Source organism: Entomospira culicis (assembly GCF_028748145.1).
GTDB lineage: Bacteria > Spirochaetota > Spirochaetia > WRBN01 > WRBN01 > Entomospira > Entomospira culicis.
Map to the genome: position 1 here is coordinate 1,199,624 of NZ_CP118181.1, position 13,001 is coordinate 1,212,624.

The 13,001-nt window shown below is 45.8% G+C and carries 12 protein-coding genes and 1 tRNA gene; 2 read left to right on the forward strand and 11 right to left on the reverse strand.

Annotated elements, in window-relative coordinates:
• Positions 1 to 19: 19 nt before the first annotated feature.
• Positions 20 to 3,400, reverse strand: coding sequence for an exodeoxyribonuclease V subunit gamma (locus PVA46_RS05665; protein ID WP_246226768.1), 3,381 nt, complete (start codon positions 3,398 to 3,400; stop codon positions 20 to 22).
• A 261-nt stretch (positions 3,401 to 3,661) separates the two neighbouring features.
• Between PVA46_RS05665 and PVA46_RS05670 the strand changes: the two genes are divergently transcribed.
• Entirely contained in the window at positions 3,662 to 4,627 is a 966-nt protein-coding gene (locus PVA46_RS05670; RefSeq protein ID WP_167695788.1) for a hypothetical protein, read from the forward strand.
• A gap of 32 nt (positions 4,628 to 4,659) precedes the next feature.
• Here PVA46_RS05670 and PVA46_RS05675 read toward each other — a convergent pair.
• A tRNA-Gly gene (locus PVA46_RS05675) sits at positions 4,660 to 4,732 on the reverse strand.
• A 191-nt stretch (positions 4,733 to 4,923) separates the two neighbouring features.
• Between PVA46_RS05675 and PVA46_RS05680 the strand changes: the two genes are divergently transcribed.
• A complete protein-coding gene (locus PVA46_RS05680; protein ID WP_167695789.1) occupies positions 4,924 to 5,511 on the forward strand; it encodes an ATP-dependent Clp protease proteolytic subunit in 588 nt (195 codons plus the stop codon).
• Positions 5,512 to 5,556: 45 nt separating this feature from the next.
• On the opposite strand, the gene PVA46_RS05685 is transcribed toward PVA46_RS05680, so the two are convergent.
• Genes PVA46_RS05685 through PVA46_RS05725 form a run of 9 tightly spaced genes read right to left on the reverse strand, consistent with a single transcriptional unit; the run spans position 5,557 to position 12,995 of the window.
• Positions 5,557 to 6,300 (reverse strand): OmpA family protein, encoded by a 744-nt coding sequence (locus PVA46_RS05685; protein WP_167695790.1) that lies wholly within the window; start codon positions 6,298 to 6,300, stop codon positions 5,557 to 5,559.
• Positions 6,301 to 6,316: 16 nt separating this feature from the next.
• Positions 6,317 to 7,087 (reverse strand): MotA/TolQ/ExbB proton channel family protein, encoded by a 771-nt coding sequence (locus PVA46_RS05690; protein WP_167695791.1) that lies wholly within the window; start codon positions 7,085 to 7,087, stop codon positions 6,317 to 6,319.
• An 11-nt stretch (positions 7,088 to 7,098) separates the two neighbouring features.
• Positions 7,099 to 7,305: a flagellar FlbD family protein gene (locus tag PVA46_RS05695; RefSeq protein WP_167695792.1), complete on the reverse strand. Its 207-nt coding sequence runs from the start codon at positions 7,303 to 7,305 to the stop codon at positions 7,099 to 7,101.
• 19 nt (positions 7,306 to 7,324) lie between these two features.
• Positions 7,325 to 8,743, reverse strand: coding sequence for a flagellar hook protein FlgE (gene flgE / locus PVA46_RS05700; RefSeq protein ID WP_167695793.1), 1,419 nt, complete (start codon positions 8,741 to 8,743; stop codon positions 7,325 to 7,327).
• A gap of 27 nt (positions 8,744 to 8,770) precedes the next feature.
• Positions 8,771 to 9,376: a flagellar hook capping FlgD N-terminal domain-containing protein gene (locus PVA46_RS05705; RefSeq protein WP_246226755.1), complete on the reverse strand. Its 606-nt coding sequence runs from the start codon at positions 9,374 to 9,376 to the stop codon at positions 8,771 to 8,773.
• Between the two features lie 12 nt (positions 9,377 to 9,388).
• Positions 9,389 to 10,579: a flagellar hook-length control protein FliK gene (locus PVA46_RS05710; RefSeq protein WP_167695794.1), complete on the reverse strand. Its 1,191-nt coding sequence runs from the start codon at positions 10,577 to 10,579 to the stop codon at positions 9,389 to 9,391.
• 9 nt (positions 10,580 to 10,588) lie between these two features.
• Positions 10,589 to 11,215, reverse strand: a complete 627-nt coding sequence (locus PVA46_RS05715) for a periplasmic-type flagellar collar protein FlbB (RefSeq protein ID WP_167695795.1) — start codon at positions 11,213 to 11,215, stop codon at positions 10,589 to 10,591.
• Positions 11,199 to 11,675, reverse strand: coding sequence for a flagellar export protein FliJ (locus PVA46_RS05720; RefSeq protein ID WP_167695796.1), 477 nt, complete (start codon positions 11,673 to 11,675; stop codon positions 11,199 to 11,201). The genes PVA46_RS05715 and PVA46_RS05720 overlap by 17 nt, the downstream gene beginning before the upstream one ends.
• A 3-nt stretch (positions 11,676 to 11,678) precedes the next feature.
• Positions 11,679 to 12,995 (reverse strand): FliI/YscN family ATPase, encoded by a 1,317-nt coding sequence (locus PVA46_RS05725; protein WP_246226754.1) that lies wholly within the window; start codon positions 12,993 to 12,995, stop codon positions 11,679 to 11,681.
• Between the last annotated feature and the right edge of the window lie 6 nt (positions 12,996 to 13,001).

Below are 13,001 nucleotides of genomic sequence, written 5' to 3' on the forward strand. Positions count from 1 at the left end.
CGAGGTTCCCATGCTTTGCTTATTGTTGAAAAAAGTTATTCCATAAAAACGTCAACATCTCTTGCTCTTTTTCAGATAGATCCCTCTTGGCAAACGCTTCAACATCAACACCTAAGTACGCTAACCTATCCACCAACTTTTGCTCCGGATGAAACTCATCGGTCATCTTCTTTTCTAGGATGGTTTTGTAGTTTTTTATTAGCTCAGCATCATCTTTATAAGATTTTTCCATCAAGCCAACCCAAATACCAGAACTCATCACCAATGGGCTGGCAAGGTTCTCTTTATAGAGTTCTACCAAGCGTCTAAAGGTCGCCAAATCAAGTGGCTCTTGTGCTTTTGGCGGTGTATCTTGTTCGCTTGGTGGATTAAGGCAAAATTTGATCGCTTCATTCTCGGGTCGGATAAAAAGACCAAGTATCACCTCCAGCTTATCGGGCATGCCAGCTAAGTGCCACAATGTGTTGATCAGCTTCTCTTCAATACGATAACTCCAATCATATCCCACGTTGCAGATCTTCTCTTTATTTTGCACATAAGATGATAGGATGTAGCGATAGAATGTCTCTTCGGCTTGATTTTCATAGCAATCTTTGAGAGTAAAGCTCCATGTACGGGGGCTATCCTCCGCCTCCAAGGTGATTGCATACTTCTGCTGGGGTAATTTTGCCGAGAGTGCTCTTCCCTGACTCTTTTCACGGATTTTTGGCACGGCAAGCTCGGCAAGTTGACGAAATTCCTCATAGTAGCTCTCCAGATAGACACTCTTAATAATCTCTCCCTCTGCAAGAGCCTCTTGCCAGATCGTCTCTACCAAGGTTGATGCCGGACTCTCTTCGGTAATGATGCGTTCTAATAGACGGGAAAAGAGCAATTTCCTCACCTTGCTAGACAAGTGATACTGCTCTTTATCGCCATCAATTTCGGGAGCTTGGTATCCTTGTTCAAGGTGATAATCCATAGCGCTCTCTAACGGTTGCCAAATAAAATCGACCAAATCTGTTAGGCGCATTTTCTCTGGATAGTGGAGCGGTTGCGAGGCGAATATCGGCATCTGTGGCTCAATGATATCCTCTTTTTTCTCTGCGTAATACGCTTGCGCAAGATCACTTGCCTGCTGGCTAAATGTCTGTTGCTTTGGGTCAGCTGTATGAAAAAGAGAGGCGTGGAAGGGGTAGAGAGGCATGCTTTGTAGCAACGGATACCCCTTTTCATGGTCGAAACTAAGCGGTAGCTCGACCTGTCGAAAGAGATCGAAAATGACCGAACTAGGCTCAAGGGTTTGACCGCTCTGACGGTCGCTAGCTTGGTAAAAGAAGAGCACTCTCTCTTTAGCAGATAAGAACGTCTCCAAAAAGCTTGCCCGTTCGTTGTTGCTTCGACTCATAATAAAGGTCTTTTTAAAGAGTTCGCTCAAATTATAGCCCGCGCTATTAGCACTCTCTTGCGAAGGATAACGCTCCTCGTTCATGCCCAAAAAGGCAACTAACTTAAAGGGAATAAGGCGTAGTGCCGCGATGGGTGCGCACAAGATACCCTGCGCCGAAGATTGGTGTAAGGTACGCTCCACCTCACGCTCCATCGACTCTTTAATCAGTTGCATCACGACAACAAAGGGAATTTTATTGTCGACAAACTTATCATCTTTCAGTTGATTAAGCGCCGAGCCAATCTCATTGAGCGATCGAAAGAGGTTGATTTGCCCATTACGCGCTTGCGTATCAGGGAGAAAGCGCGCCAGTTTTGGCTCTAGGTAATCGACCCACTCCTCCAAAGAGAGACGCTCTTGCGCCACCGTATGAAAATCCTCATACAACTGATGCACCACATAGATCAGCTTCCCGATGCTCGGTGCGTGGACTTCCTGCAAATTCTCTTTCGTGTCCCATAGATAATCATCTAAATAGCGCCGAAAGGCCGCTAACCATGTAAAGTTATCACTTGCCCCAGCTACCTCTTGGGCTTTATGCTCCTGGTCAAAGCCCCAAGCAATGTGATAATTCTCGGTGTACGCTTGCCAAATTGCTAAATCATCTTGCGTAACGTCTAAACGCGCCATCAAGAGTTCATTCTGCAGAAGTTCTAATATTTGCGATCGAGAGAGTCGCGTAGCAGTTAAACCCAAGAGATCTAAGATAAGTTGATAGCTAGGTGATAGCGAGGCGCTTGCTAAGAGATCATCAAAGTGAATGGGCAGGTCGACATTACCTTGACCCTTATCCAAAAAGACCTTGCTAAGATAAGGCGTGTAGAGCGCAGGATCGCTCATCACCACACAAATATCGTGCAACTGCAATTGGGGATCATCGTTGAGCGCATGCAAAAGAGAGTCGCGCAACACCTCCACCTCACGCAAAGGATCGCTACAGGCAATCACCCGCATCGAATCATCTCGTGGCAGATCTTCTTGCGTAACTTTTTCATGAAACGCAATCGCCTGTTGCACTCTCACCAAGGCATGCGTACCTTTTTTATCCTCAAAGTGCTCTTGATACTCCAACTCATCGGTTTTGAGTTGTAGATAATACTCCTCAAGCGCCCCCATGTATTGTCGATCAAAGGCACTCATCAAGGCGACGTTCTCTTGCGTTTTGAGCGCAACGGCACTATAAACGATGAAGTGTACCTCTAAATGCTTTGCTAAATGGATAAAAAATCGGTGATGCAATGGGTGTAAAAAGGGCGTACCCACAATAATAATACGCTTGAGACTCCCCGTATACCCACTTTCGGCTTTGAGCACCGCACGGACAACATCGCTGGGCAATGCGTATCGCGCCTGATGAGGATCCCCAAAGAGATCGTACCACAGACGCTGTTGCCACTGTTGCGTTGCAGAAAAAAAATTGTTCTGCTCCTCTACGTCGCCCTTATGTAAGGTGTTGGCTTGCCACGCCTCCATTAACGGGTCGTAGCGCGCGCTATACTGCTCCATTAATGTGGCTACCGAGCTTGCCAACGCAAAGAGGCGTGAACTTTGCAATGTCGTTTTTTGCTCTTCTTGCGCGCGTAAATACGCAATCACCGGTGCAAAGAGCGGATCTTCTTCGGCAATCTTCTTCTCCAAATATTTGTAAATAATCAGACGTAAATCAGGCGTAAAGAGAATCTGACGCTTACTCTTGTCAAACTCTTTACTAAAATTAAATTGCTCCTCAATCCCTGCCATCTTCGGAAGCAACTGTCGAATTGCTTGATCAGAGAGCTGACAATGCTCCTCCAAAAAGGGCGCAATACCAAAGACTTCCGTAGCCGTGTTCACCAGCCAGTGTTTAATCTGTTGGTTTTGGGTAATAAGGAGAAGCTCTTGCTGGAAAAGATTGCCGTTGAACCACTTGCTACTATCGCCTTGCACAAAAAGGTTGTTAAATTCATTGGTAATGTGGATATGATAAGCCATACCATCATTATAGCAGAGCCTGCCTATCTTCACAAGTATCTTATTCGTCTATATAAATCATTTTTCTCATATCTGATGCAAAATGGATAAATTTAGCTTACAAAGTAAGAATTATTCACAGGAACTTCATGCTTAAATGCTATAAACAAAGAAGAAAGGCGAAAAGTTTCGTCCTTATTGCCGAAGATCAAGGTATCGTTTACCTAACTTTTATGATATGAAAGAAGAAATAACATATCATCATTAAGGAGCATTATTTATATGAAAAAGATTCTTCCTCTCTTTTTAATGGCAACTCTCCTCTTTAGCCTCTCAAGCCAAAGCATTGGAAGCGGCAACAGCAAATCAGCCAAGCTTAACGAGGTCTTGCCCTACTCCAACTGGGAAATGCGCATCATTGAGGTGGGACCTACCCGCGATTTTTATGGAAGTATCACCAATATCTCTTTTGATGCACAATCTCGGGCTAGCTATCGGCGTCAAATTCAGGTGATCCGCGGGAATATCCGCCACAAAAAAGATGCCAGCACCGGCGATCTCACGCTCTTTAACCTTCGCTATAAGTACACCATCAAAAACGACACGCTCTACTATGTCCATGAAAAAGAAGAGATTCCTCTCCTTAAACGCGTCGCAAGAGCTATCCCCGCATCAGAAAGTAACCAAAACGATACACCTAGCACCTCTACCGAAAGCGCTATTCTCGATTGGCTAAAGCAAAATAGCCAAGATCCTAGCCAAACACCAGCCGAAGATCATCGCAGGCGCTATCGTGAAGATATTTTTACTAGCGAACTGATTGGTAGCTACTGGCAATTAGTTGACTACAAAAACCCCCTCATTATGACCAGCCTCGCCAAAGAGCTCAACTGGAAACCCGAAAAAGGCGTCTTCTTTTCTATCATCGACAACGGTGATATCCTCATTGAAAGTAGCGTGGAAGCCACCGGCAAACTTACCATCGGCGACCCACACGTTGCCACCATCATTCTTAGCTACACCGATACAGGCTGGAACAGTGTCATTGGCAAAGATCGCCTCTTTCGCTTAGAGCTGAAGACCTCGGCAGGGACACGCATTATTTATCATATTGTCAGCGATGATGGACGCTCCATCTACCCCACGACAATCCGACGGGTAGGTACGGATAACCCTAGCGAAGCATTTGTGAATCGAACCCACGTATTTAGTCAATTAGAGAGTTCGCGTCCTGCGGAAGAGATATAAAATAAAATCCTCCAAAAAGGAGGATTTTTTAGAGCGTGGGACGGGATTCGAACCCGCGACAACCACCTTGGCAAGGTGGAGCTCTACCAACTGAGCTACCCACGCAATCTTGATACCATATTTATAGCATAGATAAAAAAAAATGTCAAGCCCCCTAATCCCATTAAATAAAAAATTTTCACAATTAGGAAAGAAAAGTGCGTTGTAGAATAATTTTATCGTAAAACCCTTGTCATAGTGCGCTAAAAAAGCTATACTAGAGGGCAAGAAGACTAACTTAAAAGTTGAGATAAAGCATGGAAGATAAAGAAAAAAAAGATGATAAAATCATCATAGATAAAGAGCTAATCAATACACGATCGATCATTGTCAGCGGTCAAGTTGATAGCGAACTTGCCGAAAAGATCGTAAAACAACTCTTGGTGCTAGATGCCAAAAATCATGAGCCCATCACATTGTATGTTGACTCCCCCGGTGGATCGATTGACTCTGGCTTTGCAATTTTTGATGCTGTAAGATTTTTAAAATCACCTGTCTATACCCTCGTAATGGGATTAGCTGCCAGCATGGGAGCAATGATTCTCCTCTCTGCACCCAAGGAGCGCCGTCTAGGCTTTGCCAATAGTCGCTATCTTATTCACCAACCACTCATTGGCGGTATTCGCGGTGTAGCTACCGAAATTGAAATTCATGCTAAAGAGATGCTCAAGTATCGAGAAAAAATCAACATGATTATCTCTGAAGAGACCGGGCAACCGATAGAAAAAGTTCAACAAGACACCGATCGAGATTTCTGGCTCAATGCAGAAGAGGCAATTCAGTATGGTTTAATTAGTAAAATTATTACCAAAAAGAGCGACCTCGAAGCATTGCAAAAGAGCTAAACATCAGTTTAGCTCTTTTTTCTTTTCATATGGGGTTGTTAAAGGTTAGAGATGACCTCTGGTCAATACAACAATCTCTACCCGCCGATTATAAGCGCGACTCTCAGGATCATCGCCAAAGACTATTGGACGTGTGCCTGCAAATCCAGTAACTTGCATACGAGATTCAGGCGCACCGTAGTCAACAAGATACTGTAAGACGTTAATTGCTCTAGCGGTGGAGACATCCCAGTTAGAACGGAATCGACTTGCAAACTCCCGACTAATAAACTCAGGAGAAACTGAATCAGTATGCCCCTCCACGCGATATGTCATTCCAGCTAATTCAGGGGAATTCAACAAAATTGCCAGCTCTTGTAACATCCGTCGATTACGCTCAATGTCTAACTCCACAGAATCGGGGGCAAAGAGGACATCCCCTGCCAAGGTAATAACCAAGCCACGTTCAGGATCTTCAACCACTTGTTGAATTAAGTTGTTTTGATCTTGACTCTGCAAATGTTGAGCTTGTGCTTTAGCCGCCCCCATCTGATTTTTTCGTTGAGAAGAGGGTAAAGCATTTACCGTACTGCCCATCAATGCAAGAGGCCCTTCATCTAGCGTCTGCCCACCGGTAAAAGGACCTAGCCCACCCATCGCCGCCGATAACAGTTGCATGCGCGCCGAATCTTGTGCAGGCTCACCAATCAACAAGACGAAGAAGCATAATACTAACGTAATCATATCACCATAGGTTAAGAGCCAACCATTGGGATCTATCTTTTTTCGTTCTTTTTTTGCCAATGCCATAATTTACCTCCTTCCTTTAAGGTTCTTGAGATACAGGGCGCTCTGGACCTGGAAGAAAGCTATAGAGCTTTTGCTCAAGAATACGTGGGTTATCGCCAGATTGAATACTCAAGATACCCTCTAACATAATCTCTTTATACATCATCTCCCGATCGTGATTACCACGAAGTTTTGCTGACATGGGTAGTGCAATACTGTTAGCAACCAAAGATCCGTAAAAAGTCGTAATCAACGCGAGCGCCATACCCTTACCAATAGAAGAAGTATCACCTAAGTTCGCCATCATCGCGATAAGACCAATAACCGTACCCAACATACCAAAGGCAGGCGCCAGCGCCGCCCAAGTCTCAAAGAATCCTGCACCACGATTATGTCGATCATCCATTTTAGAGAGTTCAATCTCCAGAATTTTTGTAATAATGATAGGATCAGTACCATCCACGACAAGACGTAACCCATCGGCTAAAAACTTATCCTCTACATCCTTAATAGCATCGTCTAAGCTCAACAGACCGTCTTTTCGAGCACTTTCAGCAAAACCAACCAGCTGACTAATCACTTCCATCGGACTATAATTTTTCGATTTAAAGACCAGCCCCACATAAGTAGGTACCTGCTTAATCACCTTCATGTCATTAGACATAATAGTTGCACCCAGCGATCCAAATACAACCAGAAGCAACGAGCCTAAATCCCAAAACAAAATCAGGGGAGCTCCCGTAGCCACCATCGAAAACAGGAGCATACCATATGCAATTATAATACCTAAAAGAGACGCTAAATCCATTCTCGTAACCTCTACTCTTCGTTTTTAAAGCAACCTATCTCTTTACGATAGGTTACTATGCGTTTCTGTACCGTCTGAATATCTTCAGCCACCATAAAACTTTTTCCAGATAATAAATGAATGATCAAATCTGCTCCACCAATCTCTATGCTCTCAATGACATGCGGATTTAGATAAAACTCTCTACCCTGCTTACCTAATAGTGTTAGTTTAATCATTATACTCTTCCATTTTTACCTAACGTTTAAGACCCAAAATTGTCTCAAGCATCGTATCGCTGGTGGTGATACCCTTGCTGTTTGCCTGGAATCCACGCTGGGTTACAATCATATCCACAAATTCTGCCGAGAGATCCACATTCGACATCTCCAGCATACCAGCACTAATCTTACCTTTACCCGCCGTACCGGCCACATCAATCAACGCTACACCCGAGTTCGCTGTCTCTCTAAAGTTAGTCTCACCGCTCTTCTCCAAACCGCTAGCATTCACAAAGGTTGCCATGGCAATTTGCCCCACCACCTTGCTCTGCCCATTAGTGTAAACGCCCGTAATTACGCCACTTTGATCGATGGTATAGCCACTCATATAACCCATGCCGTAGCCATCTTGGAAGAAAGATTTGTTACTACTAGGGCTAGCAAATTGCGTGGTACTATCTTCGTAACCACCAACCATACCCACTTCAATTTGGAAGTTTTGGCGCAATACTTCACCATCCACTTCATTTGACTCTGGGACTTCAAAGCCAACCGTAAGCGAGAGCGTACCGGCATCCATGACATTACCATCCACATCCGTCAGACTCTGTAAGGATCCATTATTGTCAAACTGCATCACAAATTGCGTACCACCTGCTTCCGCACCATTAACGCCAACAGCAAGATTGGTTGGATTAGCCTCTTCCCCATCCGCACCAACAGGTCGGTTAATAAAGACCTCACCCATCCACTGATTAGGCACTGCCTCACCATTTTCATCCACCATGCGACGATACTCCACGCGCAACTGATGGGTATTACCAAAGCTATCGTAAACATTTTGCGAAACTGTCCAAGTACCTCGAGCGATATCGGCTTCAGTTGCACCTTCAGGGATGAGAGGCATATTTTTGTCTAAGTTAGACATCAATTTAACCACAGAGGTTGCCGAAGCAGGATCTTTTTGGTAGATAGGAATACGAATCTCGCCAGGATTTCCCGTAGGGTTGACCACCATCTGCCCGTTAATCTCTTGCGACTGCCAGCCCTGTACACGCATACCATTAGCGGGATTGACCAAAATACCATCAGCGTCCGTACCAAAAGCACCAGCACGCGTATAAAAACTCTGATCACCTTGTCTCAAAATAAAGAAACCATCACCTTGAATCGCCAAGTCGCTCTTCACACCCGTGCTCTGCATCGCACCTTGCGTATGAATCGTATCAATCGCGGCAACAAGCATACCCAACCCCACTTGCTTAGGGTTGGTACCACCAAGATCGTCGGTTGGACGAGAAGCACCTTGGCTATCTTGATAGAGCATATCCTGAAAGTTGACACGATTCTTCTTAAATCCAATCGTATTGACATTAGCAACGTTGTTTCCCACTACGTCCATGCGTGTCTGATGATTTTGCAATCCTGCAACACCAGAGTATAATGATCTCATCATAACCTTAATCTCTCCTCAAATTCTTCTTTATTCGCTCTGTGGCTGGGCAACAACATTGGGCACAGCACTTTCGTACATATTGAACGCGTGCATATTCTGTTGAAGAGGAGCAATCGGCTCACTCTTAACCTCACGCACCGCACGTACCAACTCCGGAGAATATTCGCGTCCGCCCACCTCAATCAAGCTCGTGCCATTATCCGCATTGAGCTTAACCTGCGTAACACGTCCTGTAATTACATTACCCTGCTCTGTATATATGTCGACTTCTTTACCCAAAAAGCTTAATGTTTTTTCGCCACCAAGACGCCCACCCAACTGCTCCCCAATCATTTTAAGCTGATAGGCCATCTCTTTAGAGGTCTCCAGTGCGGTAAACTGGGCTGTTTGGGCGATAAATTCTTTGTCTTCCAGCGGTTTTGTTGGATCTTGATGTTGAAGCTGAGTGATTAAAAGCTTCAAGAATTCGTCTTTGCCCAACTCCTGCGTAGGTAAACGTCCACCGTTTTCTAAGGCGGTAGCCGTATTAAACGCGGCTGCTTGCTCCTCTAGTCGAGCCAATTCTAGTGCCGAGTAGCGATGCACATCGGTGAGACTCTGATTTCCTTGAGAAAAATTCTGAATACCGTCCATACTTATTTACTCCTATCCATTTTGATTCTGCCAATATGCTAAAATATCGCTGGTATATTCACGAGAAGCCTCTTCTCGTAACCGCCTAGAGTGATAGCCACCACGATGCTCCTTCGGTTGTTCTTCCCCCGATCCTTGATAATCTACATCAAAATCAGACTCAAAACCACTCTTCAAAAAAGCATCACGTAAATCTTTCATATTATCGTCAAACGCTGCTTTCACATGCTCATTTGCAACCACAATACGCCCCAAAATGCGACCATCTTCTACCACTAAATTGACACGTACCGTACCCAAATGCTCAGGGCGTAACATCAAACGAATTTCACCCATCTCTTCTGTTCGTACCACAAACTGCGCCCGTTGGACAATCTCGGTGTTCCCACCCTGAAGAAGCGCCTGACGTACCGCGTTCTGAATCTCTAACTTCTGTGCCACATCTAATAATGGCTTAGGCATATCGCTCTCGGAACGCACCTGATTCACAATCAACGTCATCTCTCTGTTCACCAAGGACTCATCCACCTTCATACCCACGCGCTCCGTGGCTTTTTGCTCCCCCTTGAGCAGCTGCGTCAACTCCATACCAGCCGAAGCCGACTTGTTTACACTTACAGACTCTTTCGGCATAACCAAAGGCATGATTATCTCTTCGCTCTCTGGTAGAGCACTCCCTTGCATATTCGCCAAAAGTTCACGAACTTCTTCTGCCCCTCGCGGAGATTTTTGCGGTTGATTCTGCGCATACTTGTCAATCTGTTGCGCCACGGCAAAATCTCGATTCATACTAAAGAGCTCTTTCTCTTGCGCATTACCACCAAAAGCCACCCAGTTCAATACCGACGCATCACCATCTTCCTCAAGAAGCTCACGCATATCAATCATCTCGATATTTGTAATTTCCTCACTCTCCGTAGTACCCTCTTCCACCGCCATCGCCTGTTGCATTAATGCAACCAAAGAGACTTGAGACTCTTGGTCTCCAACACCTTCACCGATAACGTCCAAAGCATCCTCAGAAGGAGCATCCTCTCTGAGCAACGAATCGACACGAAGATCTCGCTCCTCTGCCACCCCAGCCTCTCTCTCTCTAGTCTGCGGTTGATGAGTCGATTCAGATCGCTCAAAAGAACGCGATGAGCCCTTGTCGCTCTCTACCCGAACCGAGGTGATATCAGATTGTATAAATGGTATCTGCATGGTTTTCTCCTACGACGGCGTTGCCATCTTCTCCATAATTCGCCCAGCACGTTCAGCATTCATCATCGAAATCCAAACCGACGAGAGCGACATACGCCCTTGTGCAACAGCGTAACGATCGGCAGCTAAGAGATGCTCAATCAATACCTGATCGCTAGTGATATTCTCCAGAATCGCCACCGCCTGCGCAGGAGGCATATTACTCAAATTCTGGGCATTCAATAAAAGATTGCCCTCAAAATCATCTAGCCCCTGCAAACGAATAGCAATCACCTCTGCACGCTGATTCAACTCTTCCTCTTGCGCACCGATAATCTGCTCACGCGCCTCAAGCTCCTCTAGCTTACTTTGGAAAAGCGCCTCTTTCTGCGCTAGCTCCAACTCGCGATTATCCAAGGTTTGCGACAAAATTTGTAAGCGCTCCTGCTCCAGTAAATCAACACCGTTCACCGTAGAAGCAGGCGCAGGTCCACTAAGCCTTAAAGAACGACTAATACGTGTATAGATAGGATTTTGCATACCCGGTAGACCCAAAATGTTAAATAACAAGGGAGCAACGATAAATGCTAATAAAAAAATAATCAGCAATAAAGTTGTAACCCTCACCGTTACGCCAATTTTACCATATCCTGCCATTTTCTTCTCCTGAATTTCGCTTTACACTCTCTTTATCGGCATGAATCAGCGAATTTATCATATCATCTAAACGAATTTGATCACTACGTTGTGCTTTTTTGCGATATTTCTTATACGCATCTTCTTTTAAGTGCTCTAAAACCAACTCTGCCTTTAATCTCTCTTGATAAAGTTGCTGAAGCTCCTCACGCTCTACAGCCAAGCGCTGAATTTTACGCTCTGCCTGCGCTCGACGCTCCTCTTGAAAGGCACTAAAGTACTCCGACTGACGCAAGTGATGGACATCAAAGGCTTTGCGACTAGCCACAAAATTCTCCCGCTCTTGCACCAAAGAGTCGCTCACCTCGTGCTCCAGAAGATTTATCATTCCCACCTTCCCCGCCAAAGAGAGCCGTGCACTCTCTGCCATATCACGTCGATATTTGAGAAGTTGTTCAAGCGAAAAGTGAAATTGCTTCATCGCCTAACCCTTGGAATGTCCGCTACCAAAAAGCAATCGTAACGATTTCAACGTCTGCTCTAACGTTGCTCGCTCTGCGATTCCCTGTTGAAGATAGCCCTCAATCGACTCACGCTTTTGCAACGCCTCATCCACCAGCGGATCGCTACCTTTAACGTACGCACCCACACGTACTAAGTCCTCCACTCCACGCAAAGAGGCCATCAAACGCCTCATGCCAATCGCCGCCTGCGCCTGCGAGGCATCTTGCAATCGTCCAGAGAGACGCGAAACGCTCTTTAACACATCAATCGCAGGGAAATGCCCCATCTCAGCCAGTTCGCGTGTTAAAACAATATGCCCATCCAGATAACCGCGCACCGCATCAGCAATCGGTTCATCCATATCATCGCCTTCCACCAAAACCGTATAGACACCCGTAATCGATCCCACCTTCGCACGACCGCTACGTTCCAAAAGTTTAGGTAAAAGCGTAAACACCGACGCTGGATAACCACGTGTTGCCGGCAACTCACCATTAGCAAGACCCACATCACGTTGAGCCAAAGCAAAACGCGTTACCGAGTCAAAAAGCAACATCACATTCTTACCCTGATCACGAAAATGCTCCGCAACCGTAGCCGCCACATACGCACCACGCACACGCGCCAACGGCGGAGTATCTGAGGTACTCACAATTAACACCGATCGTGCCAACCCCTCTTCCCCCAACTCATTTTCAATAAATTCTCGCACCTCACGACCACGCTCACCAATCAACGCGATAACATTCACATCCGCACTACTATTACGCGCAATCATACCAAGCAGTGTACTCTTGCCCACACCAGAACCAGCAAAGATACCCACGCGCTGTCCATTGCCTAACGGCAACAAACCATCAATCGCACGAATACCCGTCTGCACTTGCTCCTCCACCGGACTACGATCCATTGCATTTGGTGGCGTACCAAAAATCGAGACCACTCTCTCGCCGATAATAGGACCCTTGCCGTCATAAGGACGACCAAGCCCATCAAGCACTCGCCCAAGTAGACCATCGCCCACCGCAATCGAAAGCGCGCTACCTGTTGCCTTCACCTTTGCCCCTACCTGAAGCATAGGCAAATCCTCATAAGGCATCAAGTTATTATACTGCTCATGCGATCCAGTAGCCTCAGCCAACACACTCTGACCATCCGCCGAGTAGACCTTCGCCACCTCGCCAATAAACATCTGCGGGCCTAAACTCTCCACCATTACCCCGCGAATACGGTTAATCGTACCCAGCGATCGGATCGGATTAAACGACCTTATATGCTCTCGATACTTACCTAACAACAACTC